The organism is Microbulbifer jejuensis, assembly GCF_047289955.1.
Taxonomy (GTDB): domain Bacteria; phylum Pseudomonadota; class Gammaproteobacteria; order Pseudomonadales; family Cellvibrionaceae; genus Microbulbifer.
The window spans coordinates 1-24,599 of record NZ_JBLBUB010000030.1 but is presented as its reverse complement, the minus strand read 5'-3'; the positions used below and the strand labels follow the sequence as shown (position 1 = coordinate 24,599).

The following is a 24,599-nucleotide window of genomic DNA, read 5'->3' as shown; positions in this document are numbered from 1 at the left end:
TGATTGATCCTGTTAAAAAAAATCGCCGGCGCCTGCAAAAAAACGGCACCGGGGAAACCTGGGTGGCTTACGCCCAATCCCCGGCCCCGTCGGGCAGTCGCACATTGGCGAATTCCACCCCCGCGGCCTTTTCCTCGTCCTCGATCACATAGCCTTCGTTGACCGAGTTGAAATCCTCCACGCGGTTGCGCTTGTGGTTGTCGGCAACCGAGCGGCGCCAGCTATCGCTCTGATAATAAATGGAGAGATTGTCGAGGCTGGTAATTAAAATTCCCCGCGCCGGGAAAAAGGGGATATCGGTTTTCAGCGGCAGGCCGGCGTAGACCCGGGTGACCACGGCGGTTTCGATGCGCTCCTTTTCCGTGGGGGTTTGTCCCAGGGCCTTGTACAGGGCCGCTTTTTCCTCCGCCACCAGCTCCTCGCCCACAATCGCCACCAGGTCCTGGGCGCCGCGGTGCAGGGGATGGATCATCTGTTTTACCGCGTGTACGGCAGCGTCCAGATTCTCGAAATCCCCGCCGTGACCGATACGGATTTGGCCCGCTGTGGCGGTGCCGCTGGAACCGTCAAACCACTGGGCACCGCCGTTGTACTCGCGCAGGAGCTGCAGCCAGCCCTTGTTCACATCCTCGCCGTTGGCATTGTCGGCGGGATTGGTCACCGCCGCGGCACTGGTGCCCACCCAGCCCACACGGATGCGCGCCAGGGCAATGGCCTTGCGCACCCATTTGCCGTAGCGCTCCTGAAAATCGGGAAACTTGGCCCAGGCGTCGATGGTGCTCCACTTGATATGGGTGTCGAACTCGGTGGAAAAAAGTTCGTAGTCCTTGTTGCCCAGGGACAACACATCGCTGGTCTGGCGGTCGTTGTTGTCGGTATCGGTGCGCTTGGGCACCAGGCCGGCAGCACAGCCGATCACCTTCTGGCCCTTGATCTCATCCACCGGCACCACATTGATTGCCTGCAGGAAGCCGTCACTCTCGACGATCTTGTCCTGCAGCTCCTGGGCGATGGTGGGCACCACACTGAAGGAATCCGCCACCGACTCCACACCGTAGGTGGCGGCCATGGCGATCAGCATGGCATTGAACAGTTGTTTGGTTTTCGGTTGCATGGCTTGTGTTTCCGTACAATAAAAAAGTGTGTCCGAATAAAAAAAGACGGAGGACCGCTTACAGCACCCGCGGATGACCGCCGTCGACCGTTCCCTGGGGCACTCTGGTGCCGGGGGTTTCGGTGTTGAGGGCCTTGTTGAATTGTTCGCCCAGAGCCTGAATCTGTTGCGACAGGGTTGCGAGCTCGGTCTGGCTTGTCGCTGCGGGATCACCGCCCTTGCCAAACTTTTCCGCCAGGGCTTCCACCCGCGCAAGCAGGGACTGGAATTCTTTTTTACTCACCGGGGCACTGTCATCTGCAGCATTGTCGCTGTCTTGACGGTTATCACCGCCACTGGCTTCGGGCTGACTGGCAAAACGGTTTTCCAGTTGGGAAAATTGTTGTTGCAAACTTTCCAGCGCGGTTTTCAGGGTGTTGAATTGTTGCTCATCCATGGATTTTGTCTCTTGCGGTTCGGGTTCTGAGGGGGCATCCCTGCCAAACGACTGCAACAGGCGGCTGAAGAGCCCCTGGCTGTCTTCCAATTCCAACGCATCCAGCGCGAGGGGCCTGGCAAAATAATTGTCCGGCTTCAGTGCGCGCTTGAATTGCAGTTCGGTGGTCCCCAGGCTGGCGGGGGAATCGGTCACGGCCAGGCCGGCCAGATAGGCTTTGCCGGTACCGGCAAATTCCGGCTGTATTTCAATACTGGTAAACAGTTTTTGGCCATTGTTGTTGAGGTACAGCAATTCATCCGTGGGCGCCAATCGGGCAAACAGGCACTGCCGGCCCTTGTCGTCCGCCCTCGCCTTCAGTGCCACCACCTTGCCCAGGTTGCCGAAAATACGGATATGCTCATACCAGATATTCGCGGTGTATTCCGAGGGGTCATAGCCCTCGGCCATATCCACAATATCCTGGGCCGGGATCTCGCGGCCATCCACGGTGGGACCGCTGGTGGCCACCTTGACCCAGTTGGTTGTGAGCTTTCGTGCCATAGGAATTTCCCGGTAATTTTTTCTGCATGCATTCACTCAATAAGCGCGAGACTAAGAGCCGAAAACTGGGGAGACAAACCCTTTAATTTCTATAAATTCCTAAATCGCGAAAATAGCAATTGATAGAAATTTTGCCCCCTCGGCAACGGCGGCGGATTGCGTACACTGCCGCCCATGACCAGTTACCCGCAAGAAATCAAGACCGCCGCCAAGTTGCTCTGGCTGCGCCGGCTGTCCGCAAAAGACATTGCCGAGCAGCTGAACCTGAACAATGTGCGGGTGGTGTACCAGTGGGCCGAGAAGGGTCAGTGGGAAGCCCTGCTGCAGCATGAAACCGTGGAGCAGGCCACGGCGCGGCGCCTGATTGCGCTGGCGGAAAAGCCCAACAAATCCGCTGAGGATTACAAAGAGATTGAAAAGCTCGGCAATCTGCTCGACAAACTGGCTGGCATCGACCTGAAAAAAGCGCGCAGCGCCAGGGAACAGGCCGCAGGCAGTCGTGGTGAAAGTGGTGGCAAGCACAAAAAACGCAAACTCAAAAACGATATCAGCGAGATCACACCGGAGCAATTGGAGGAAATCCGCAAGGAACTCTTCTTTGAATACCAGCACCGCTGGCACGCCAACAAAAACCAGCGCACCCGCTTTATCCTCAAAAGCCGCCAGATCGGCGCCACCTATTATTTTGCCTGGGAGGCGTTCGAGGACGCGATTGTCAGTGGCGACAACCAGGTATTCCTGTCCGCCAGCCGCAGCCAGGCGGAGATTTTCAAAGCCTATATTCTCCGCTTCGCCCACCAATACTTCGGGATTGAATTAAAGGGCGCGGACTTTATCGCCCTGTCCAATGGTGCCGAGCTGCGCTTTGTCTCCACCAATGGCCGTACCGCCCAGGGCTATCACGGCCACCTGTATATTGACGAGGTGTTCTGGATACCGGATTTCCAGCGACTGGATGATGCGGTTTCGGGTATGGCGTCCCATAAAAAGTGGCGGCGGACCTATTTCTCGGTGCCGTCCATGAAAACCCATGGCGCCTACCCATTTTGGAGCGGCGAGCGCTACGCCAAAAAGCGCAAGGGAAAAATCGCCTTCGACCTCAGCCATGCCGCGCTCAAGTATGGGCAACTGGGACCGGACAAGGTATGGCGTAATATCATCACCGTAACGGATGCCGAGGAACAGGGCTGCAACCTGTTCGATATCGACGAGTTGCGGGATGAGGCCAGCAGCGAAGCCGCCTTTAACAATAAATATCTGTGTCGGTTTCTGGAAGCGGGACTATCGGTTTTCAATCTCAACGATCTGCTCGCCGCGGCAGTGGACACCCATGAGGTCTGGGCAGATTTTAAAATTCGACAGGAACGCCCCTACGGCAACCACCCGGTCTGGATTGGTTACGACCCCTCCCGCAGTGGCGACGGCGCCGCCATTGTGGTGGTGGCACCGCCGCTCAAAGAGGGAGACAAATTCCGGGTATTGGAAAAAATTGTCCTGCGCAACCGCGCCTGGCAGTACCAGGCCAACCGGATACGGGAACTGACAGAAAAATACAATGTGCAGTTTATCGGTATCGACTGCACCGGCCCCGGTCACGGTGTGTTCGAGATGGTACAGAATTTCTTTCGCCGCGCCACCCCCATTCACTACGGCCTGGAAACCAAAACCGCCCTGGTGCTCAAGACCCAGGACGTGGTGGAAAGCCAGCGTATCCAGTGGGACGCCGAGCACACGGATATTCCCCAGGCGTTTTTACAGATCCACCAGACCACCACCGGCAAGGACCAGATCACCTATGCCGCAAACCGCACCAGCACCACCGGCCATGCCGATGTGGCCTGGGCGGTGATGCACGCGCTCAGCAACGAACCCCTGAACCGCAACCGGCGCAAGTCCACCTGGGCCTTCGCCACTTAACCGGACCCCCGCCATGAAAAAACGCAAACGCAGATACCACCGCAAGACGAAGACGGCACAGCCAGCAGCACACAGTGGTAACAGCTCCAGGGTCTTCAACTTTGGCGATCCCGAGCCGGTGCTGGACAATAATCTGACCGATTACCTGGGCACCTTTCTGGAACCCTATGGCGATTACTATATACCGCCGGTGTCTTTGAGCGGGTTGATAAAACTGCTCGGCGCCAGTGCCTACCACGGCACCATCCCCTACTTTAAACGCAATATGCTGCGCAAATGGTATATTGCCAACGAGGTACTCCCGCCCGAAGACCTGGCCAATGCCGGCTTTGATCACGCGGTGTTCGGGCACTGCTACTTCAAGAAAATTCTCAACCCCTTTGGCCAGGTACTGCGCCTGCAACACCTGCCCGCCCTGAATATGCGCCGCCGCAAGGAAGCGGACCGCTACTGCCTGCTGCAGCCCAACGGCGAGAATCCTGTGCTGTTCGCCCCCGGCGAGGTAATCCAGCTCAAGGAGTACGACCCCAAGCAACAGATCTATGGCAGGCCCCAGTATCTGGGCGGTGTGCAGGCGGTGTTACTGAACGAAGACAGTACCCTGTTCCGGCGCAAGTATTACCGCAATGGCGCCCATATGGGCTATGTCTTTTATACCGCCGATAAAAACCTGAGTGAAGAAGACGAAAAGCTGATCAAGGAGCAGGTGCGCCAGAGCAAGGGGGCGGGCAACTTCCGCTCCCTGTTTGTGAATATTCCGGACGGCAGGGAAAAGTCGGTGCAGATTATCCCGGTGGGGGAGATTGCCACCAAAGACGAATTCGAGCGGGTCAAGAATTTAAGCCGCAACGATGTGATCAGTATGTGGCGCATCCAGCCCGTACTGGCGGGTGTGATGCCGGAAAACGTGGGCGGCTTCGGCGATATCGAAAAGATCAGCCGCGTCTACTACGAAAACGAGGTGGTGCCGATGCAGGACGTGTTTCTGGCCTTGAATGCCCACCTGCCCCAGGGGCGCAGGATTCAGTTTTCAAAACCGGAATTCCCATCAAGCACATAATATTTACCTCTCAAAAGGTAATCCCGTGGTAAACTTTCTTTATGGGCCTTGGGAGGACGACCAATGCGCGTGAAATGTGAGGCTTGCGGGCACAAGGCCATCATTAACAGCAGAAACGAGATTGACCCGAAAGTGATCGATCTCTACTGCACCTGCACCAACCCCCAGTGCGGGCACTATTTCGTGGCAAAGCTCACCTTCAGCCACTCCATTTCCCCCTCCCGCTACCAGGCGCGACTGGCAACGGTGGATTTTCTGCGCTCCCTACCACCCCTGGAGCAGCAGGAACTGTTCAAACAGGTGCATCAAACCGGCTAATGCGATTGCATTACCCAGTGCGCCGGCATTACCCCTTGTCTCTGATCAAACGCCGGAGATTCCTGCTCACTAATTTCTCAATGGATAAACCGACCAGCAGCATTCCCAAACCTACCAGTATTAAATCGGCACTCAGGGCTGGAGACAGCAAAAGGCCACAGAGCACCGCGGCTATGCCTACCAGGAGAGTAAGGATCACCCGTACCAGGTTATCTTTTTTCAGGTCCACAATCAGCGCGGCCTGATGCTTATCCAGCAACCTTTGCTTTGTGTGTGAAAAGCTATCCATCGATTAAACACTCCTAAGACAAAGTAAGCAGACTGGCTATTATTGTTGACTCCGGCCAGTCCATAATTTTCCCTGGGCGTCCAAATGCCCTCGTCTTTTTTATTGGAACTCAGTGGTTACCTGCCCCACTTCCTGAACACGGGCGCGAATCAGGTCCATCAACACATAACAGCCCGCCCGCGCATCCGGGTTTAACGTATTGGGGTCCCCCACAAAGGTATACTGCACCAGCGCCAGCAGTTTATCGGTTTCCGATAAACCCTCGCGCATTGTGAACTCCAGGGGCGCCCGTGCCTCTACGCGGGCATCTATTACGTTGGAGAGTGATTCCTTAGCGGCGACTTCCTTTTCTATTGCCATAGCTCAACCCTGCCTGTCTTACTGAAACTGTCATTTCCATGATGCGTAACTAACAGAACTATTTAGCAATAAATAATGCACAACGTAAATACCCGAGATGGGGATACACCCTAACAAGGGTCGAAATATTCGCTGGATTCCCTAATGATCACAATTCGCCTTTTCTTTTACCGTTTTTGCCATAATTCACATGTACTCGGGCCAAGGTGGTATGCACACGTTCTCACCGGCAAGGCATTGGCCCACCTCTTAGAAATCCGAAACGATGTGCTCTCGAAAATAAAACTCGGCCACCGGGTAATCCCGGCCGCGTTATTAGTAGACTGGTGTAGCGCCCTGCAGGTCTCCCTGTGGGCCATCACGCCCGCAAGTGAGCGCGATGATTGTTTATAAGTGTTACCTGCCCGTTATGCACAAGGGGATGCCCAACCGGGTATCCTCCAGCGGCGTTGGGTATTGGCGCACCTGGCGCTTGTGGCGCAGTTGGAGCCAGAAGCGCGGTCCGAATAGCGGGTAGTTCGCAAAGGGCGGCCAAAAAATAATCACCTGCTGTTATGTTCTGCTGGTGATGCTTGAGGATTTGAGGTCAAGGTGTGCTGGGAGTTCGATGGGTTGGTGTGTTTTTGCGTCAATTTTTGGTTAGTGAGATAAAACAGCCGCACATATGTCACCCGCATGTACGTCGGTGTGGGAGGGAGAACCAGAAACTCGTCTTTGCCTGATTAAGCGTGTTCAATAAGTTGTGTTGGTAAATCCTCACCAAAGAAATATAGATTTTCTTGATATTTAAAAAATGCAGCTAGAATCAAGTAAATACTGTTTCTAAGAATTTGTATATGCTGCAGTATGTCTTTTTCCCACTTCATGGACCAGCCTTCATGCACAATTTTATTTCTCATATTTATTGCGTCGTTTATTTCTTTATAGTGACGGCTGTAAAATCCACTTATATTTAACTCGGCAAACTTATTTCTTATATGCCACTTAACATTGTATCCGTTTAAAATACGTTTATTATTTTCAATATTCTTTTTAAATAAAGTTATCTTCTCCTTCTCGAAATCATTGTTAAAGGAGCCTAGAAAAGAGAGTATAGAATTTCTTAAGCTTCTATACTGAGAATCTGTAAAAATAGTCTCAATTTCATTTTTGCATAAACCCTCTAGGGCAGCCACATGTTGAATTAGAGTCCATTCATTAAGCTGTTTAGCCCAGCATAAATTTGAAATGGCTTGAAATATTCCACGCTCTACGAACTCTTCTTTTGACAATTTTTTTTCAAGGACAGCTTCCAAAAAAGAATTCCAGAGAATTCCATTATTCCGGAATGGATTTACTTTGTTTGGGAATCTATGCGGCGCCGGTGAATCAATATAATGTGCATCAACTATCTTTTCATTACACAAAACTGTTTTCATTATCCACTCTGTCAGAGAGCTTCTACAAAATGAATAAGCACACGAAATTATAAAAATTTCATCATCCACTAACTTACTAATTAATTTAAAAGCTTCAGATTCCTTGTGGACACCATTTGAAAGAGTAGCTTTAACCTTACACCCAATAAAGCTAAACTGAATATTTAACCTCTCAGCTTCTACTTCAATTTCTCTAGACCAATTCATGTTATTAAGAATAAATGGACTACCTTTTGCGCCAGCCAGCTCATACAAAAAGGAAGTTATCTTTTCAGCTATATTGGTATATTTAATTTCTCCGATATGGCAGGTCAATTTTAATGGTTCAAATCTTCTTACCTCACAATTAAGTTTCAGATGTGAAGCATTATCGCTGTCAAATAGTGCTAACTCAACCTCTCTTCTTCCGAAAATAAAATCACCGTTTGATTCAACCGTAATTTTTATAGCGTAACCTTCATACTCAAATGAGCAGTTGACTTCAACTTCCCGCTGAACAGGACATCCTTTAAACTTGAGTTTAGTGTCTCTATTTTTAAAAATATTTTGAAACTTATCTTCAATGCTCATATTGAACTCCATTTGACATTTAACGAGGGTGCAAAAATACCATTTCAATTTCTCTAGTGTACTCCCTCGTGAAAACAAGCATTTATCAGTGAAACTCAGTCATATTTCATATGTGGCCATATTTTTCTCTAACATGAGATCAGCCCTAAAGAATCACAGAAGTAATGTAATTTTTCTAAATTCTGAACGTCGTCAACAGCGGGCGAGCGAATTTAGATCCTGATCCAGTGCATACTTTATATTCATATACCAATATTTTTACGAATACGAGTAAAAGCTAGTTTTAAAAGTAATGCTTTGAATGACATTTTACTTGCTTGTCTCAAATATGAGGTATTAATGAATGATACATTTTTTCGCTTTAATATTTCAAAACACTGAATCTCTCTTCTCATAGCATCGACTTCATTCTCCCTCCCTCCCCTTAGGTCCGAATATAAAGCTGAGTTGGAATAAGGGTTGGATATTTTTCCATCAAAGAAGAGCTGGTAAAGAAGCAACCATTGTGCGTCTATTGCGAATAAATCTTGCCTAGTTATCTGGCTGGCAAATGTGATGACTTTTTCTTCATGTCCACCCAACAAATACAGCATGGTGATTGAGAAACAATCTGCAGTAGCAACTATTTGATTCGCGATACTATCTGATACTCTCGCAGTGCAGTGTTTTTTTAGAAGATAGAGTGACCAAGATATACCATCTGACCTTGAAGCTCTGATGCTCTCGGTTAGAAGCTTGAGTAATTTACCTTCAAGATTAAATCCATCCGTACGATGTAAACCTATAATCAATTTATCTAGCAAAGGAATAATTACTGGGTAGTGAAATGCTAGACTGAGTGCATACTTAGCTAGGGATAACTTCGCTGCAGTATCAACCTTTGACGATATTGTTTTCACTGCGAACTTTAGGACACTCCCATCTGGAGTCTTTCTTTGAATTGAGAGTGCATAGTCAAGATAGCGAATTACATCATGACAGTTTATTTTTTTTGATTTTGGACACCTTGTACTTAGATCTGCAACCCAGTCAACACTTATTGCCTCAGGAAGTTGCAAGATATGAGTCTTTTTCAAATTTAAAGTAAGTTTGTAGCGCTTTAATTCTTGTGACAATTTTAAAATAAAATCTTCTGCCTGCTCATTAGATGAACAGTAAGCAGTGTAATCGTCAATGTATCGAATAAATGAGAAATTCATATTTCTTAACTTCTCATCAATTCTTTGTAGAATCAATTCGGCGAATACATTAGAAGTGGCTGGCCCTATGGGTACACCCATAGTCTCATCTCTTTTACATTGACGTTGATATTTATCAAGCTTATTGTACCATTCTCCGTGCGCTTGTTTGTTTTTTTTTGCCTGATCAAAACCAACCAGCGCCCATGGAATCGCATGTGTGTATATAGAATTGAAGAAATTTGATATGTCGGTATGCACCAAAAACCTCATACCTAGAGACTTATTCAAGTGCCTATGAGAAGACCTTTGAGAACTTTCGTAATCCATGATAATTATGCGACCATCCTTATGCGGATGCGGCCTAATAATACTCGACTGATTACCTTCGATAGTTGATATCACGTTCCAATTTGACTGAATTTCTAAGCATAATTTAGCGTATGGCTGAGGGTGCGGTATAGATAGACTTCTGGGCACATTATTAAACCTAGTCGCACGATATTCCACTTGGTCGTATCCACCTAATCGTGATTTGGTATTACATAGCAAGGTCGCGACCCCTTCATTGAACGAAGATGAATTGAATACTGGAGGGATTTCTTCACGATTTTTCTTTTGTATTGGAAAGTAGTTCCACTTCAACAGTGAATCAGAAATTTTTTTCTTTTTTAACATGTTCCCTCACTTCATTGAAAATATACTGTATCAATAATGGGTCAGAGCAAAGTAGCTAATCTGCTGATCGGAAGTTCAGCCGCACAGGATTATCCTTGACTGGCTTGCCAGATTTTTTGGTTGGCCCCATGCTGTAGCCTATAAGATATATCAGGTGTCGACAGAGTATCTGGTTGAGACCCAGTTGCGCCTTGAGATTCAGCTCCAGAGTGTCATTGCCGGGATTCATTGCAGCGGCAAGAAAATACAGCCGTGCGCAGGCGTCCTCCATACGGTCCCGCAGGGCCAGGGTTTCCAGTGAAAAGAATCTTAAAACCGCCCCGAGTGATTGCTTCTGATAGATATTTAGACATTAAATCTGGATGCCTTCTATCATAGTTACAGCAATGAGCTTACCAGAACGAAAGAGGCCATAACCATTAAAATAACTACCTTTGCTCTGATCCTGTTTATATAGACGGATCACATCCCCCTGCTTGAATAAGCTAGAGATACAATTTGCCTGCCTAAAAAAGCTGTCGTCAGAGTACGAGCTAAGTTGGGCTTTATACCGAGGCCCTTCAGAAGGGTGGTGGTCATCAGGAAGGACAATGCTAAGTGCAGCTACTTTTCTGCTCACGTCAAGGCGCAATAGCTCTACCACAACCACTTCGATTCTCTCACGATATGAAAGCTCTTTGTCTTCTAGGTAGAAGTCCGACTTATATACATCTGGATAAGTTCTACAATCGATTACGTCTTTGTGCGGAGAATTCGCTGCTGCACTAAATGAAGCAATCGATAATATTAAGACGATGATGGTAAATTTCATACTATGAGGTCTTACATTTATATCGTGGTCATCGTGACGCCTATTATCCTGATTACTATCACGGAAGCAATTCTGTGTCACCTATCCAAATTTTCTAAAATTAAACTAGACAACCACGTATGCCAAAAGAAATACAAAGGGCGGCCACCGCCGCCCTCACTAGTTATCGTTAATGGCGCTTTGCCGTCGTCAACAGCTTGCGGATCTGGCAAATGATCTGGTTGAGCCCCAGTTGTGCCTTGGGATTCGGCTCCAGGGTGCCATTGCCGGGACTCACCGCAGCGGCAAGAAAACACAGCCGCGCACAGGCGTCCTCCATACGGTCCCGCAGGGCCAGGGTTTCCAGGGAGTTGTCGAAGTTGGTTTCGTGGATAAAGCCGACAGTTTTCCCTTTCGGGCCTTGGATAAACAGGCCATCGCCCTCGGTAAAGTGGGCGTACTGGGTGGGGGAAAGCCGCAGCTCATGATCCGCCGGGGCGGATTGGGGTTGACGTTTTGGCATGAGAGCCTCCTTTGATTTTGAGGTAGCACGACCAGCAACAGAGAACTGGTGGCCGGGTGTCACTCTCGGCCTAAAGGAGCCGCCACGGATGTTTCCCTTTCGGGTCTTGTATTCCCCGTTGTCCACCCGACTGCACAGAACGATACCACGGTTCTATGGACTGGTGCTGTCGCTACAACTTTCCTTGCCTCTCAAGCCAAAGCGCGCGCTCTTCTTCTTTTGATAGCTTCGGCCTGGTTATTAACAAAACTAAAAAAAGATTCGTTACACCAATCAACAAAGTAAAGGGATTAAAAGTAGCCAAAAAGAGCAACGGCCCGAGTAGGAAGACCAATAGAGCAGGAATCAACCGCAATTTTAGGCTATGCGCACTGATTGCCAGACGAACAAATGCACCCAGTATAACCCCAGGCATAATCCAGGCAAAAACTGAAGTGAAGATTTCCGGTGCAACAAAAAAGAATGTAACGGTTGGAGCAATGCCGATGCCAGTGGCAATCAGCATACCCAGTAAACCCTCTCTCTTCTTAAGGTTCTCCAGTGTCTCTCTTTCTTTTTTGTAATCTGATTTTTCCATATACCTTGCAATACCTCTACTGCTAACTTTTTTATCTAAAGAGTAATTTTATCCTAGACATCCTTTTACTCTAGATAAATCGGATAGTATAATAATTGAAGTGATTGATACATAAACTGTGAGGATGTCTTGTGAAGCATTTCGTATTATTTTTAACCTTGGTTTTTGCTTCTGCCGAGGTATTCGCTGCTGGTGTTGTGCAGAGCGTTAATGTTACTCAGGTAAGAGCGGATAAGGATGGATTTGGTTATATTTCTTTCTCTGAAGATTTAGCTGGCAGCCCTGCCAGCTGTAGCAGTGATAGTCACAAAGCTATACTTTCTTTCGACCTCAATAGCCCCGGGGGGCAGGGAATAATGAGTATTGGTCTTTCAGCACTCGCCAGCGGTAAAAAGGTACATGCTGTAGGAACTGGTTCTTGTGATCAATACGGTTCTGTGGAGAGCTGGCTGTATGGCTGGATCAAGGATTAAACCCTACACTAAGCCCATCCGCAGAATTATCAAAAATAACATTCATTCTATTCGCAGGGCAAGATAAAAGAAAATATCTTCTGCAAAGGGCGGCCACCGCCGCCCTCACTGGTTATCGTTAATGGCGCTTAGCCGTCGTCAACAGCTCGCGGATCTGGCAGATGATCTGGTTGAGCCCCAGTTGTGCCTTGGGGTTCAGCTCCAGGGTGCCATTGCCGGGACTCACCGCAGCGGCAAGAAAATACAGCCGCGCGCAGGCGTCCTCCATACGGTCCCGCAGGGCCAGGGTTTCCAGGGAGTTATCGAAGTTGGTTTCATGGACAAAGCCCACGGTATTCCCTTTCGGGCCTTGGATAAACAGGCCATCGCCCTCGGTAAAGTGGGCGTACTGGGTGGGGGAAAGCCGGAGCTCATGATCCGCCTGGGCGGATTGGAGTTGACGTTTTGGCATGATTGCCTCCGTTGGTTTTAAGGTAGCGCGACCACCAACTGAGAACTGGTGGCCGGGTGTCACTCTCGGCCCAACGGAGCCGCCACGGATATTTCCCTTTCGGGTATTCTATTCCCCGTTGTCCACCCGGCCAAAACCCGACCGTACTGCACAGGACGATACTGCAGGCACAAAAAAACCAGCACTAACGAGGCTGGGGCGGAAACCGCCGTTGGTTTTGAGAGTGCCCACAGTATTTGCCACTGCTGTTTCACTTGTCAACCTTTACGGTATTCTGTGGATTTTAGCGCCTTTTCCCTGCGCCGAAGTGTCGCTGCAATCATGATTTCCCCTCCCTTTGCTGCACCACCAGGGCAAAGCCGCGCCCCTTGCGGATTAAATCACCACTGGCCATAAGAAAATCGAACACGGGTTTCACCACCAGATTGCCGCCGCGCACAGCCCGGTTGATCTGGCGCAATACCGGGCGCCGGCCAAACTCACCACGGCGGATACGGGCAGCCAGTTCCGTTTGCTGCGGGTTCAGCCCGCAAGTGTGTTTGGCGTTATTTACAACCGTTTGTTGCGGCTCAACGGTGGGCGCTAAACGTTTAGAACTTGGTGTTGAACGTTTAACGGTCTGGCCTGAACGTTTAGAAATGGGGTCTGAACGTTCAACGTCCTCGGCTAAACGTTTAGAAGTTGAGGCTAAACGTTCAACGCTCTGGCCTGAACGTTTAGGGGGTGGGGTTGAACGTTCAACGCTGGGAGCTAAACGTTCAATTCGGGCGCTAAACGTTCCTGAACCGTTAAACGCAAGCAGCGCAACCAGGCCAACCACATCCGTCACTATGGCCAATGCCAGCAGGCCGCCCTGCTGCAGCGCTGTGGGGTTGATATGGATCAGCGCTGCAAGATTGGCAAAGGCAGCCTGAGCGCTGTCTGTGGCCGGTACACGCAGGGTGTTGAGCTGGGCCAGCACCTGGTTGCGCTGCTGCTCCAGTGCAGCCAACCGTTCAACCGTTTTCAACGCTCGCTGCCGGTAACCGTTTTTTGCGTCGGTTTTGATGACACCGTTTAGACTTGTGATTTGCTGTTCAATACTGGCCAGCTTCTGTTTAAAGGTTTGGTATTCCACACTGCCGCGAGCGTTCAACTGTTGTTGCTGGGCTGTATGGCCGGCCAGAAACCCCACCGTGGCCGCAATACTGATCACCACCAGCAACGGCCAGAGCAACAGCAGCACATAGCCCAGCGCGCGGCCCTGGGTCCGCAGCCACAATCCAAAAGGTGCGAAGGCGAACTTGCACAGCTCCAGCGCACAAGCGGTTAATCCCGCCACCAGCTTTCCAGCCTCCGCAGCGGGAATAGAGATCCACAGACCCACGGAAAACACCAGCGAGGTACCGCAGAAAATCAGCGCCGCCAGGCCAATCACATAGCGCCAGAACGTCATCACACCGCCTCCCCGTTCAGGGGCCGGTAACGGTTGCCGGCTTTTACAAACAGGCAAAGGTCATCAAGGCGGTACTGTTCACCATTCCCGCTGACACGATAACTGTCCGTGGTGTCGAGGATTGTCACCGGAAACGGCAGCGCCCGCCGGGGCGGGTTCTGGTAGAAGTATCTGGAGTCTTCGCGGATCACCGCATAAAGCTGGGTGCTCATGGCTGTTTTCTCCGTAAACAAACTTGGGGGGCGTATCCCTCTCAAAAACCGGGCACAATGGGCACAAGGCGTCTTTTTCTTTTCTATATCTAGGAACCATGCGGCCTGCAGGCATGTTTCTTTGTGCCCACTGTTTGGGCACAGATGGGCACAAGGTTTTTGGGAAATCGCTGCAGCCCCCGTAGTTACTAGCTTTGCGGGCAAATCAGTCTGTGCCCACTTTTTGAAAATTTTGGGCACTTGTGCCCTTCTCGCTGTGCCCACCTGTGCCCACTCTGTGCCCATGTTTGTGCCCATCGATATCTCTATGTAACTTATTGATTTAGTGAGTTTTTATTACTATTTTTTAAATCTCTTCCACTTGTGCCCGGTTTTTCAGGGGTACCCGCCCCCTAAAACAACCCACCTACTTCGGGCAAAAAAAACACAAATCGAAGATTCATTGGCCAGTCCCGCCGCTCTTCCGAAATACCCAGCACCTGGGGAATGAACCCTGGTCCCGCCTTGATCTGACCTTTTTGCAATTTTCAAACGGGTAGCGCTGACTGGTGGGCAGCAGCTGCTTGAGTTCGGCCACCGGCACCAGTTCCTGGCCCCGTTTGCGGCAGTGCTCCAGGTACTCATTGAGGTTGATGGCGATTAAGGCGGGGTCGATGCTGTGGTTCAGACGCTCAATAGGGAGATCCCGCTCACCGTCCTGATCATCGATGTGCAGTACCTGGTCATTGATAAAGTGGTAGGTGTCCCAGAACTGCTCCACGATGGGGTGATCATTATTGAGGCGGCGCTGGCGGTCGCGGGCGCGTTCCTGTAATTGCGCTTGTACAGCACGGAGCAGATCGCCACTGCAGGCCGGCAGCAAGACCTGCAGGGCGTCCACTGCAGCCATCAGTTGCGCATGGCAGTCGATCACGCGGCCCTGGGTAATGCCGCCGTCGGCACTGAGGGTTTCCCGGTGGCGGTCAAAGGCGGCAAAAAACCGGGCCAGCCATTCACCCTCGCAGGTCAGCGCGCGGTGCAGGTAGCCGGCCAGGTGTTTTACCGGTTCCCGCTTGAGGCGGTCAGCCAGGGGGCGGTTTTCCCGACGCTTGTGGGCGGTGGTGCAGTGCAGATGCACAATGCGCGAGAGCATCGCAGCGGAAGCCTGCACTGTGGCGTTCTGGCTGATCACCAGGGTGCCGCGAAACAGGCGGTCGTGGGTTTTGTTGTCATTGGTCTTAACACCGCGGGAGTCGATCATCCCGTCCAGGTCGTACACCTTTTTAAAGATGTCCCAGTCGAAGGATTTGCCTGGGCGACCGCCGGTGCCGCCGTTGGATTCACGGTCGCTTTCAATCACCACCACCGGCAGGTTGCTGACCTTGCCCAGCTGCCGCCCATAGCTGGAAATGGAGGTGCTGAGCAGATCCACCCCTTCGTAGTTGTCGCGCCCCAACAGTTTCCAGAGAAAGCGGATTAACGTGGATTTACCCGCGTCCGCTTCCCCGGTGAGTTCGAGAAAGTGAAACGCCTGGTGTTGTTCCTTGATCTGGCGGGCAAACAGGCTGGCGGTAAAGTAAGCCAGCGCGGCAATTCCGTTGAAATGAAATACCGTGACGAAATCTGACCACCAACTACTGCTGAATTGGTCGCTGTAGCACACCGGCATATCTTCCAGGGTGGTTTTGATGGCAGTGTCGCCCAGTTGTAAAAAACCGTGCGCATTGGCGGGCAAAAATTTTCCCTGGCGATAGCCAAAGCCGGGAAAGATATAGGTGCGGGCATCCTCGTCATACCCCATGTGCGGTAAAGTGGTCACACGGGCCACCTCCCCATCCAGCCAGCGCGCCTTGAGAATTTTTAAATCCCCTGCCCCACCCTCGAAGCTGCCGCCATCGGTATGGGATAACAGCGCGAGGCCAAAGGCGCGGGGGTCGGACAAGGCATTGGGGGAGAAGGCCCCCAGGTAATTGCGTTTGCTGCCGGCTTTTTGTATCTGGAAAAAGTAGCGCCGCTCGCCGGTCAGGCGGTCGATCTCGGTGTATTGAAATTCCGGTACACAGTTGGAAATCTGCTCGACTTTGGTGGCCTGGTTGAAGGCATCCCAGGAAAATTCCCAATTGAAAGGCTCGTTATCATTGGCCTTGTTAAACTCCTCCAACGAGAACCTGGCGGCATAGAGTCTGTCACCGTGGGCAATCACGGTTTTGCCAAAGGGCTTCCAGCCGTACAGCGCATAGGCTTTGCGCTTGGGAGATTGTGCAATAAATACCCGCCCCCGCCACTGGCATTCCTCAAGGGTTGTATCGTTGAGCCGCTTTTCCCGATACAGGTCATCCCAGTCTTTGCGGCTGCCGGTCTGCAGAATTTCTACTGTTTCATTCCGGTCTTTGAGTGCTCTGTAGTATTTGGCAACATGTTTGCGCGCACCGGGCTCGTCGTCATAGGCCAGACACCAGGTAACCCTCTGGCCTTTATTGTTTTCGATCAGCGCCCGCGGCAGATTGGAACAGCTGAAAGCCGCCACAGCCTTATAGCCAGCCAGAGTCATGGCGATGCAGTGGAAAATGCCTTCGACAATAAAGACCTTGTCTTCGGGCTTGATTTCCTGCCCCGGTGGCGCCCAGTGTTTTCCCCTATTGCTACCACCTTTTTTAAAGTGTGCTTTTTTGCCCGCTTTCTCCACATGGGCTTTATCAATAATGCGTTCCCAGTAGTACTCCTTGCCCCCGTACAGATAGAAGCGCACGGTTTCGGCCCAGGTACCGTCCGGCAACTTGTAAAAACCCTGGTCAAACCAGTCTTCAATATCCGCCGAGGGAAAGCCGCGCTGGATGGACAGGTAGGCCCTGGCAGTGGCCTTGGGATCTTCATCACTGGAGGGGAAACGCTTGGAGAAATTTTCAAAGAGATCCGGGTAGCGGTCGCGGACCCGCTCCTGGTACCCGCATTTGTCCTCGCGATCACAGCGCAACACAATCGGCTTTTCGGCGTTGATCCAGACCGTCTTGCGTTCACACTTGGGGCAGGTTCCTTCCCGGTAGGTATTGGACATGGCCTTGAGGACGAGGCTAAGCGCCCCGTCCCCCTCCAGTGCCGCCACCACATCCCGGTTGATCTGGGTGTAGTCCATGGGAACTCCGATACCGGATGGATTAGTAACAGGAAGTTCCGTTCTGTTGGGCCTGGCACTGTCGGACCAGCTCAGCCACATCGACCAAAACAAGGCGGCCAATATATCTGTGCGGCAGGTTGCCCCTGTCCAGCTGTGCCTGCACTTGCTGCTCGCGTAATCCCGACGCCCTGGCAAAAGCGTCTTTCGTCATAATTGGGCTGGGAACCAAATGCAGTTCACGCCAGGTAAGGAGAGCTACATTCACCAGAGCCAGGCGGCCGACATGAAACATCGGTAGATTGCCGCGCTCCAACTGGCCGCGTATCTGGGCTTCCCGTAGGCCGGATGCAGCGGAGAATTTATCACGGGTCATTACCGGGCTGGCCAGCAGTACTGGGGGGGCTTTAACAATGTGGTTTCGGTTCTTGCGCGTATTTAATGGCATCATTTTCTTTGCTCCGTGTGAATGTCAATTTGTACAAGCCAGCAAATACTATTTACATATTAATCTGTATGTCAATACTTTTTACAAGTTAATATGTATTATTTATTTGTGTAATAGCACGTAATACCTTTTTGTATCGTTTACATGTAATTATTAGATTGTTGTGTTGTAACAGTTACTTTCAGACGTGTATAAACAGCGACATTCGTGCATCGACCAAAAAGGGTGAGCCGGTGCAATACAGCAAGTTAAGAAATGTTCAAAGGGTGATGAAAGATGCGACTAAGGGCTGGGGAACGATTAAAAGCAATTCGGGAATTGATGGGGCTAACCAGGGAAGAGTTTGCCAATTTGCTGAGCCTGGACATGATAAGGATCTCAAATATTGAGCAGAAAAGAGCCAAGGTCGCAGAAGAGGAATTTGAAAAAGTGGGCCAACGATTTCCTGAATTAATTCCGTACCTTGCCTACGAGGGGGATATCGTTCTTGCTGACCTAAAGGCAAGCGATGAAAAGTTATGCGCCTTAGTCGCCGCAAAAATCGAGGCCGGGCAAATTCCACGCGGGTTTCATCTTGAAGAGAACCTGAAGTGATTCGCTATGCCAGGTCAAGGGAGTGGGAATGGCGATTAGAAAAGTTACCAGAGGCTGGCAGGTAGATATACAGCCCGAAGGTAGAGGTGGAAGGCGGGTTAGGCGCACCTTCCAAACAAAGAGAGCGGCTGAACAATTCAAAGTTGAGCAGAAGGCTCTGGCAAATACCGGGGAGTGGCGCGCACCTGAGCGCGAATACCGGAGACTGTTGGATCTGGTAGTGGATTGGTTCGATCTCTATGGGTTTACGCTAAAAGATGGAGAGAACCGCAAGACAAAACTGATCAGCATCTGTGAGCGGCTCGGAAACCCTCGCGCCACCAGTATTACTGGTGAGAGCTGGCTTCGCTATAGAAAAAAGCGGCTTGAGCAAAATTCTCAACGTGGCAAACCGGTCAGCCCCAATACCGTGAACCATGAACACGCCTATTTATCCGCGATGTTCGGGACTCTTATAAAGCTGCGTAGCTGGAAGCGCGATAATCCATTGAGGGGTATCCCAAAGATCAAACTGGATGAGCCCGATCTCATCTATCTGGAGTTAGAGGAAATCGTAAGGTTATTGGATGCGCTGGCTGCATCGAGAAACCTTGATGTTTTGGTAATCACCAAACTGTGTCTCGCCACCGGCGCCCGCTGGGGGGAAGCCCAAAGCCTTGAGGCGCAACGCCTACGCAATGGACAGGTGCATTACATCAGAACAAAGAACTCGAAAGCCCGAGCGATTCCTATAGCACCTGAGCTAGAGGCCGAGGTGCGCCAGGGGCGCCCCCACACAGGCCGCCTATTCCGGATCAGCGGCTATGATGCATTCAAGCATGCCGTAGGCCGTGCAAATATATGTCTCCCCGAGGGGCAGCTCACCCACGTTCTACGGCATACCTTTGCCAGCCACTTTATGATCAATGACGGGAATATTCTAAAGCTTAAGGATATTCTTGGGCATAAGACGCTGGCGATGACTATGCGCTACGCAAAACTGGCCCCACGCCACCTATCACAAGCCCTGGAGAAGAACCCCCTTCAAACCATACGGTGTCAACAAAGTGTCAACGCTGCTATGAAAAAAGACCCAGTAAAGAGCCCAGGTGCTGTCGTAACTCTTTGATTATGCTGAAGTTATAAATTAACCAGGTGCTTTTCAGAGGATTTAAAATCCCTCGGCTGTCATGGCCATGCCGGTTCGAGTCCGGCCTCGGGCACCATATAAATGTTTAAAATCAATCAGTTAGTAGTTTTGTGGTGCAAATCTGGTGCAGTTCACCTTAGCTCTTCAACATCGCCAGGAACTGAACTGATTCCTCCTCAGCTAGAGTCAACCCATACTTCTCCACTATCGCCATAAATCGTTGAACATAGATGGCCTGCACTGGCTCATAGGGTAGCATCCACTCATCAGGCCCCCTGCCCCCTTTACTCTGGTTTCAACCATCATCAACAAGCCATAGATTTCAGGGTCTTCTGCAAACTGCCGCTTCAACTCTACAGTCCAGTCTGCACCCCCGTGCTCGTGGGTCCATGAAAGCAGGACGATATGTTCAACATCCAGGTCAGAGGCCAGGGCCTTCCCTTAGCGCAACCTGCTTTTCTCTTGATGGATGAGGGGCTACTGTGACGGTCACCTGCTGAGCCAACACGACTGAAACGGAATGATTTCATGAGCAATTTCTGCCCAATATTGTCGAACACCCAATATCGGTTTCCAGGTAATCGATGGTACCCATGACATCTTCCTCTGTTGTCAGCGGGTTAATAGTGCAGAGTCGAAGCACACTGCGGTCTTTGAGCTTGGTCGAGGATACGCACGCGTAACCGCTGTCCGACAAGGCCTTTGCCCTGGCGGCATGCTGCCGGGGAGTCCCATTTTTAAGGGAGAAGCAGACAACGCCAATTTGAGCAGGCGTGATCACCTCCCATGTTTCAGGCCTGGAACGTAAGTAGGCTTCGGCAAATTCTGCCAGTTTGATGCCGTGATTGATCGCTTTTCGAAATCGCTCAATACCATATGTACGCAAACTCATCCAGAGTTTTACCGCTCGTGATCGACGTGTGAGCTCCAAACTGCGGTTTCGAAAATCCACCTCGCCGGCGCCGGCTTCAACATTCTTTAGATACTCCGGATTCATGCTGAAACAATGCTCAAGTGCGCCGGGACGACGAACCAGGACACAGCCAACGTCATAAGGCTGAAACAGCCATTTATGCGGATCCAGGACCAGCGAATCGGCTCGTTCGATCCCGGATAAATACTGACGTCCCTGTTGGGTAATCGCAGCCGGCCCCCCGTACGCGCCATCGACATGAAACCACAGATCTTCCTGTTGACAGATGTCCGCGATTTCGTGCAGTGGGTCGACAGTTCCCGCGTTGGTGGTTCCCGCAGTTCCGATTATCATCGAAGGACACCTGCCTGCAACCCTGTCTTCCCCAATGGCTCGCGTCAGGCACTCCATCGACATTTTGTAGTTCTCGTCACTCTCCAGTATTCGGATATGCTGCTTTGGCCAGCCCATTTCTCTAAGGTTGCGGACCAATGACGAATGCGTCTGGTCGGTCAGATAAACGACGCCCTTGCCGTAAACCGAGCGAGCCACGGAAAACGCCGTCAGGCTGGCATGAGACCCGCCACTGACCAGGATACCTTCGCTTCCTTCGGGAAACCCCATTAACTGCCACAACCACTCGATAACGATGAGTTCAAGCGTCGCCGGGCCCGAGCCGCCAGCCCAGGACGCAGCGATTGCGTTGAACCCGGTCCCCAGCCATTCACCGAGAACGGCGGCAAACGAACTAGGGCCGGGCACTCTGGCGAAATAACGTGGGTGGTCGCCTCTTTGCTGATGCCGTAAGGCGACTTCAGCAAGCAATGCCAGTGATGCGTCCGGATCCATCGGCTTGTTCGGCAAGGGGGCGCCAAGAAGCGCCATCAAGTCGGCAGGCGAACCCGTAAGCACGGCATCTTCAACATTCTTACGCATCAAGCGGTCGACGACCAGATCCACCACTTTATGGCCCAATCGACGCATCTCTTCTGCTTCCAGCCCAAGAGTGTCAGCAGGGTAGTAGAGCTCATTATCGGGGTTTATTTTGGAAGTAGTCATAAATCACCACGGCCTTAAGGGGTTCTGTGCGAGTAGAGAGTTACAACCAATGCTGGTGTTTGAGGGTTTGAAAGAAAGCAGCGTAGTTGGGGGAGACAAGTACAGGCTACAGTTGCTTCTATCCTTATTATTTCTCTTGAATCAATTTGACAACAGCTTCAGCTGTTTTATAAGAAGAGGCTGGATTTTGACCTGTGACAAGTCGGCCATCGATAACGACATTAACCTTTCTTACCGGCGCTTTTTTGAACTTAGCCCCACGTTCAATTAAGCTAGTTTCAAGTAAAAATGGCATCTTATCTTTCACTCCAGTAGTATCTTCTTCCTCATTTGTGAAAGACGTGACAGATTTTCCTTCAATTAAATAGGAACCATTCGATAGCTTTACATTAATGAGAGCAGCAGGCCCATGACACAACGCAGCAACGATATCGCCGTTTTCATAGATTTGACGTGTGACTTTTTGAAGGCTCTCTGAGTTTGGGAAGTCCCACATAGGGCCATGACCGCCTACAAAAAAAATAGCCTTGTAATATTTTGGATTAATATCAGAGATAGAAATTGTATCACCAATCTGATTCATTAAACCATGATCATTATAAAAAGCCTTATTATCAGCGTCTGACAGGTCAATGCTGCGCGGGTCAACAGGTGCATACCCGCCAAGTGGGCTTGCAAAATCAACCTCGAATCCAGCTTTGGTAAACGTATAATAAGGGTGCGATAGTTCAAGTAAAAAATAGCCTGTAGGCTTGTTTGTACCTTGTATTTGGGAAGTGTTTGTAACGACCATTAAAATCTTTCCTTGATCTTTAGCAAAAGTATTCACTGATGAGAGTTGAAAAAAAATCAAGAAAATTGAAGAAATAATAGTAAGCAATATGTGCATATTAAAACCTCTTTTATTTCAACTATTGAGCTTTGCAACTAAACACCTTCCCCTCGCAACCATTTTGATACACAGAACACCAACTCTAATATTTGATCGGAACTAGGGCATGGATTATATTGAGTACGATAGCTACTTGAGCGACCATATCAAGTAAAAGGCAAAGGTTTTATGAAAAAGTTCTAAAATACGACTGCCGAAGGATCAATCAATGAAGACTGAAAGAAGGTTGTCGTGAAATTTCATGCTTTGACTAAACTGTGATAGGTCAGATGTGATCTGACAAACAGTGTCGGAGGTCATTGAAACTATGTTCTAAAGCGGACGCTAAAAGCGACCCTTAAACGATGTTGCTAACGGCTCCGATCGGCCAATAGCAGTCGGTCGCATTTTCTGCTTTCGGGTGGATTTCGGTCAATAACCCGCTAGACGGTCATCAAGCTTTGGACCTCCGAGGGAGGCTATGGGAAGCATTGTGAGCATAAATACCCAGTACCAGATTGGGTATGGAAGCATAGCTAAATTGATCACAACCATTGCAAATATTAAAGCTCCAACACCGTAGCCGAACCAGAGATTTCTTTCGATTGATCCGATGCAAGTTGTTAGGAATGTGCATACCAACGTTGTCAATCCATATCCAACACCCAGAAGTGCCAACACCCAAGCGGGATAATTTTTAACATGTGTCGCAATCTCTACTAGTGTGCCCATAAAACCTTCAGGCCACGGATGTAGGATTGTGCTAATTCCTTCAATGGCCATGAATAAGCCAATGGCAACAACAGCGCCTACGACTACCGCCAAAATTCTCCTAACAACCACCTGTCACTAACCTTTCATTTGCATTAGCTGGATGAGGTTCCCACATGTGTCATCAAATATAGCTACTCGTACTGGACCCGCATCGGTAGGTGGCATTGTGAATTCAACTCCATTTCCGCTTAGTCGTTCATGTTCAGCGTCGATGTCGTCTACTTGGAAGGAAGCAGCAGGAATACCATCTGCAACAATTGCTGATTTGTAGATTGGGACAGCTGGGTGATCACTTGGTTCGAGTAGAAGCTCTGTTCCTTCTGGTTGTTCAGGAGAAACGACAGTCAACCAACGATTTTCTCCCACAGGAACGTCGTTCTTTACAACGAAGCCTAATTTTTGGGTGTAAAACTCATGCGCCTTTGCCTGATCGTCAACAAACACACTCGTTACGTATATTTTCATTGCTCAACTCCTTAAGTGAACTTGCTTAATAAAACCTCTATTGCTCTTTGCAGTGGCTCCTCGTTTATTGAGTGCATCTTGGTTCGACCTTGCCAAGTCGCTTCTAGCAACCCAGCTCGCTCAAGGGCATCCAAATGTTGAGAGATCGTTTGACGTGACAGTGTTTTACCGTCCTGCCCAAACGACTCCGCACATATCTCGAACAGAGATTGATTGGGCTTTTCGTACAACGAGAACAAAATACGTCGACGTTCCGCGTGTGCCAAAGCCTTGAATACAAGATCAAGTTCGCCTTCGTGCATAGGGAGTATTATGCAGGATTTTTACTGCATGTAAAGTGCAATATTTTTACTGCATTTTTAATGCTGCGGTTCACGCGTTATTGACTGACCGCTTAGCAGGCTGTTGAAATTCGAAGAATTGCGACGCCTGGCACCGAAATATGGATGTTTCGGCAAAATCGGCGAAGCCTAAGTCATTGATTTTGGGAGAAAAGTGAAAATCACATTTTTCGCTTTTCGTGTTTTGAAACAGGCAGGATGCCTTTTTCAACAACCTGTTAGAGATCACCTGACACTGTCTGTCAGATCGGATACCGACCATTACAACTAAACTACTCAACTCCATCTAAAAGGTGGACATTGCTCTGTGATGTCCTTTCCGCCAACGCATTGATCCGCTTTTGAATTGCATCCAATTTCATCTGCTTGCCCTTACGCGGAATATCCTCGGCCAGGATCTCCAGGGATAGACTCCCAGGCCTGCATTGAATCACCCTGGGCTTCTCGGAGACGATTTGATTTGAGTCATGCCGCTTGGGCAGACTCGGCTTGCTGATAATACAGCTTTTCGTATTCGGCTGGAGGCATATCGCCAATCGGCTCGAGAATGCGGCGATGGTTAAACCAGTCGA

Annotated in this window: 25 protein-coding genes; 7 read left to right on the top strand and 18 right to left on the bottom strand. The window is 50.0% G+C overall.

Annotated elements, in window-relative coordinates; translation table 11 throughout:
- Positions 1-67: 67 nt before the first annotated feature.
- Positions 68-1,114, bottom strand: a complete 1,047-nt coding sequence (locus ACL7TT_RS17135) for a phage major capsid protein, P2 family (RefSeq protein WP_413397228.1) — start codon at positions 1,112-1,114, stop codon at positions 68-70.
- A 58-nt stretch (positions 1,115-1,172) separates the two neighbouring features.
- Complete coding sequence (locus ACL7TT_RS17130) at positions 1,173-2,093, bottom strand: GPO family capsid scaffolding protein (RefSeq protein WP_413397226.1); 921 nt, start codon at positions 2,091-2,093, stop codon at positions 1,173-1,175.
- Between the two features lie 156 nt (positions 2,094-2,249).
- On the opposite strand from ACL7TT_RS17130, the gene ACL7TT_RS17125 reads away from it, so the two are divergent.
- From ACL7TT_RS17125 to ACL7TT_RS17115, 3 genes are all read left to right on the top strand, one after another.
- Positions 2,250-4,010 (top strand): terminase large subunit domain-containing protein, encoded by a 1,761-nt coding sequence (locus tag ACL7TT_RS17125; protein ID WP_413397224.1) that lies wholly within the window; start codon positions 2,250-2,252, stop codon positions 4,008-4,010.
- A 13-nt stretch (positions 4,011-4,023) separates the two neighbouring features.
- Positions 4,024-5,070 (top strand): phage portal protein, encoded by a 1,047-nt coding sequence (locus ACL7TT_RS17120; protein ID WP_413397222.1) that lies wholly within the window; start codon positions 4,024-4,026, stop codon positions 5,068-5,070.
- Positions 5,071-5,133: 63 nt separating this feature from the next.
- Entirely contained in the window at positions 5,134-5,388 is a 255-nt protein-coding gene (locus ACL7TT_RS17115; protein ID WP_413397221.1) for an Ogr/Delta-like zinc finger protein, read from the top strand.
- 28 nt (positions 5,389-5,416) lie between these two features.
- Here the strand turns inward: ACL7TT_RS17115 and ACL7TT_RS17110 are convergent, their stop codons facing one another.
- The gene (locus tag ACL7TT_RS17110) at positions 5,417-5,677 is read right to left on the bottom strand and encodes a hypothetical protein (RefSeq protein WP_413397219.1); all 261 of its coding nucleotides are present in this window, start codon (positions 5,675-5,677) and stop codon (positions 5,417-5,419) included.
- Between the two features lie 99 nt (positions 5,678-5,776).
- On the bottom strand, positions 5,777-6,037 hold the full coding sequence (locus tag ACL7TT_RS17105; RefSeq protein WP_413397217.1) for a hypothetical protein: 261 nt from the start codon (positions 6,035-6,037) through the stop codon (positions 5,777-5,779).
- Between the two features lie 379 nt (positions 6,038-6,416).
- On the opposite strand from ACL7TT_RS17105, the gene ACL7TT_RS17100 reads away from it, so the two are divergent.
- Positions 6,417-6,554, top strand: coding sequence for a hypothetical protein (locus tag ACL7TT_RS17100; protein ID WP_413397215.1), 138 nt, complete (start codon positions 6,417-6,419; stop codon positions 6,552-6,554).
- A gap of 205 nt (positions 6,555-6,759) precedes the next feature.
- On the opposite strand, the gene ACL7TT_RS17095 is transcribed toward ACL7TT_RS17100, so the two are convergent.
- The 5 genes from ACL7TT_RS17095 to ACL7TT_RS17075 all read right to left on the bottom strand — a co-directional run bounded on the left by ACL7TT_RS17095 (position 6,760) and on the right by ACL7TT_RS17075 (position 11,771).
- Complete coding sequence (locus tag ACL7TT_RS17095; protein ID WP_413397213.1) at positions 6,760-8,025, bottom strand: hypothetical protein; 1,266 nt, start codon at positions 8,023-8,025, stop codon at positions 6,760-6,762.
- 242 nt (positions 8,026-8,267) lie between these two features.
- Positions 8,268-9,881, bottom strand: a complete 1,614-nt coding sequence (drt4, locus tag ACL7TT_RS17090; RefSeq protein ID WP_413397212.1) for an antiviral reverse transcriptase Drt4 — start codon at positions 9,879-9,881, stop codon at positions 8,268-8,270.
- 352 nt (positions 9,882-10,233) lie between these two features.
- Positions 10,234-10,692, bottom strand: coding sequence for a hypothetical protein (locus tag ACL7TT_RS17085; protein ID WP_413397210.1), 459 nt, complete (start codon positions 10,690-10,692; stop codon positions 10,234-10,236).
- A 169-nt stretch (positions 10,693-10,861) separates the two neighbouring features.
- Positions 10,862-11,194 (bottom strand): hypothetical protein, encoded by a 333-nt coding sequence (locus ACL7TT_RS17080; RefSeq protein WP_413397208.1) that lies wholly within the window; start codon positions 11,192-11,194, stop codon positions 10,862-10,864.
- A 172-nt stretch (positions 11,195-11,366) separates the two neighbouring features.
- Positions 11,367-11,771 (bottom strand): hypothetical protein, encoded by a 405-nt coding sequence (locus ACL7TT_RS17075; protein ID WP_413397206.1) that lies wholly within the window; start codon positions 11,769-11,771, stop codon positions 11,367-11,369.
- A 131-nt stretch (positions 11,772-11,902) separates the two neighbouring features.
- On the opposite strand from ACL7TT_RS17075, the gene ACL7TT_RS17070 reads away from it, so the two are divergent.
- The gene (locus ACL7TT_RS17070) at positions 11,903-12,244 is read left to right on the top strand and encodes a hypothetical protein (RefSeq protein ID WP_413397204.1); all 342 of its coding nucleotides are present in this window, start codon (positions 11,903-11,905) and stop codon (positions 12,242-12,244) included.
- A gap of 118 nt (positions 12,245-12,362) precedes the next feature.
- Here the strand turns inward: ACL7TT_RS17070 and ACL7TT_RS17065 are convergent, their stop codons facing one another.
- The 5 genes from ACL7TT_RS17065 to ACL7TT_RS17045 all read right to left on the bottom strand — a co-directional run bounded on the left by ACL7TT_RS17065 (position 12,363) and on the right by ACL7TT_RS17045 (position 17,884).
- The gene (locus ACL7TT_RS17065) at positions 12,363-12,695 is read right to left on the bottom strand and encodes a hypothetical protein (protein WP_413397202.1); all 333 of its coding nucleotides are present in this window, start codon (positions 12,693-12,695) and stop codon (positions 12,363-12,365) included.
- Between the two features lie 319 nt (positions 12,696-13,014).
- Entirely contained in the window at positions 13,015-14,130 is a 1,116-nt protein-coding gene (locus tag ACL7TT_RS17060; protein ID WP_413397200.1) for a hypothetical protein, read from the bottom strand.
- Positions 14,130-14,342 carry a hypothetical protein gene (locus ACL7TT_RS17055; protein ID WP_301414105.1) on the bottom strand — a complete coding sequence of 71 codons (213 nt, stop codon included), beginning with the start codon at positions 14,340-14,342 and terminating at the stop codon, positions 14,130-14,132. The genes ACL7TT_RS17060 and ACL7TT_RS17055 overlap by 1 nt, the downstream gene beginning before the upstream one ends.
- A 439-nt stretch (positions 14,343-14,781) precedes the next feature.
- Entirely contained in the window at positions 14,782-17,454 is a 2,673-nt protein-coding gene (locus tag ACL7TT_RS17050; protein ID WP_413397198.1) for a hypothetical protein, read from the bottom strand.
- A gap of 22 nt (positions 17,455-17,476) precedes the next feature.
- A complete protein-coding gene (locus ACL7TT_RS17045; RefSeq protein WP_413397196.1) occupies positions 17,477-17,884 on the bottom strand; it encodes a hypothetical protein in 408 nt (135 codons plus the stop codon).
- A 273-nt stretch (positions 17,885-18,157) separates the two neighbouring features.
- On the opposite strand from ACL7TT_RS17045, the gene ACL7TT_RS17040 reads away from it, so the two are divergent.
- Both ACL7TT_RS17040 and ACL7TT_RS17035 read left to right on the top strand, forming a co-directional pair.
- On the top strand, positions 18,158-18,475 hold the full coding sequence (locus tag ACL7TT_RS17040) for a helix-turn-helix domain-containing protein (protein WP_413397194.1): 318 nt from the start codon (positions 18,158-18,160) through the stop codon (positions 18,473-18,475).
- Positions 18,476-18,503: 28 nt separating this feature from the next.
- Positions 18,504-19,583 carry a phage integrase gene (locus tag ACL7TT_RS17035; protein WP_413397193.1) on the top strand — a complete coding sequence of 360 codons (1,080 nt, stop codon included), beginning with the start codon at positions 18,504-18,506 and terminating at the stop codon, positions 19,581-19,583.
- 547 nt (positions 19,584-20,130) lie between these two features.
- Here ACL7TT_RS17035 and ACL7TT_RS17030 read toward each other — a convergent pair.
- The 4 genes from ACL7TT_RS17030 to ACL7TT_RS17015 form a co-directional block, all read right to left on the bottom strand.
- Positions 20,131-21,576, bottom strand: a complete 1,446-nt coding sequence (locus ACL7TT_RS17030) for a pyridoxal phosphate-dependent decarboxylase family protein (protein ID WP_413397191.1) — start codon at positions 21,574-21,576, stop codon at positions 20,131-20,133.
- A gap of 127 nt (positions 21,577-21,703) precedes the next feature.
- Positions 21,704-22,465, bottom strand: coding sequence for a type 1 glutamine amidotransferase domain-containing protein (locus tag ACL7TT_RS17025; protein WP_413397189.1), 762 nt, complete (start codon positions 22,463-22,465; stop codon positions 21,704-21,706).
- A 414-nt stretch (positions 22,466-22,879) separates the two neighbouring features.
- On the bottom strand, positions 22,880-23,272 hold the full coding sequence (locus ACL7TT_RS17020) for a hypothetical protein (RefSeq protein WP_413397187.1): 393 nt from the start codon (positions 23,270-23,272) through the stop codon (positions 22,880-22,882).
- Positions 23,273-23,296: 24 nt separating this feature from the next.
- Complete coding sequence (locus tag ACL7TT_RS17015; RefSeq protein ID WP_413397185.1) at positions 23,297-23,686, bottom strand: VOC family protein; 390 nt, start codon at positions 23,684-23,686, stop codon at positions 23,297-23,299.
- Positions 23,687-24,599 lie beyond the last annotated feature (913 nt).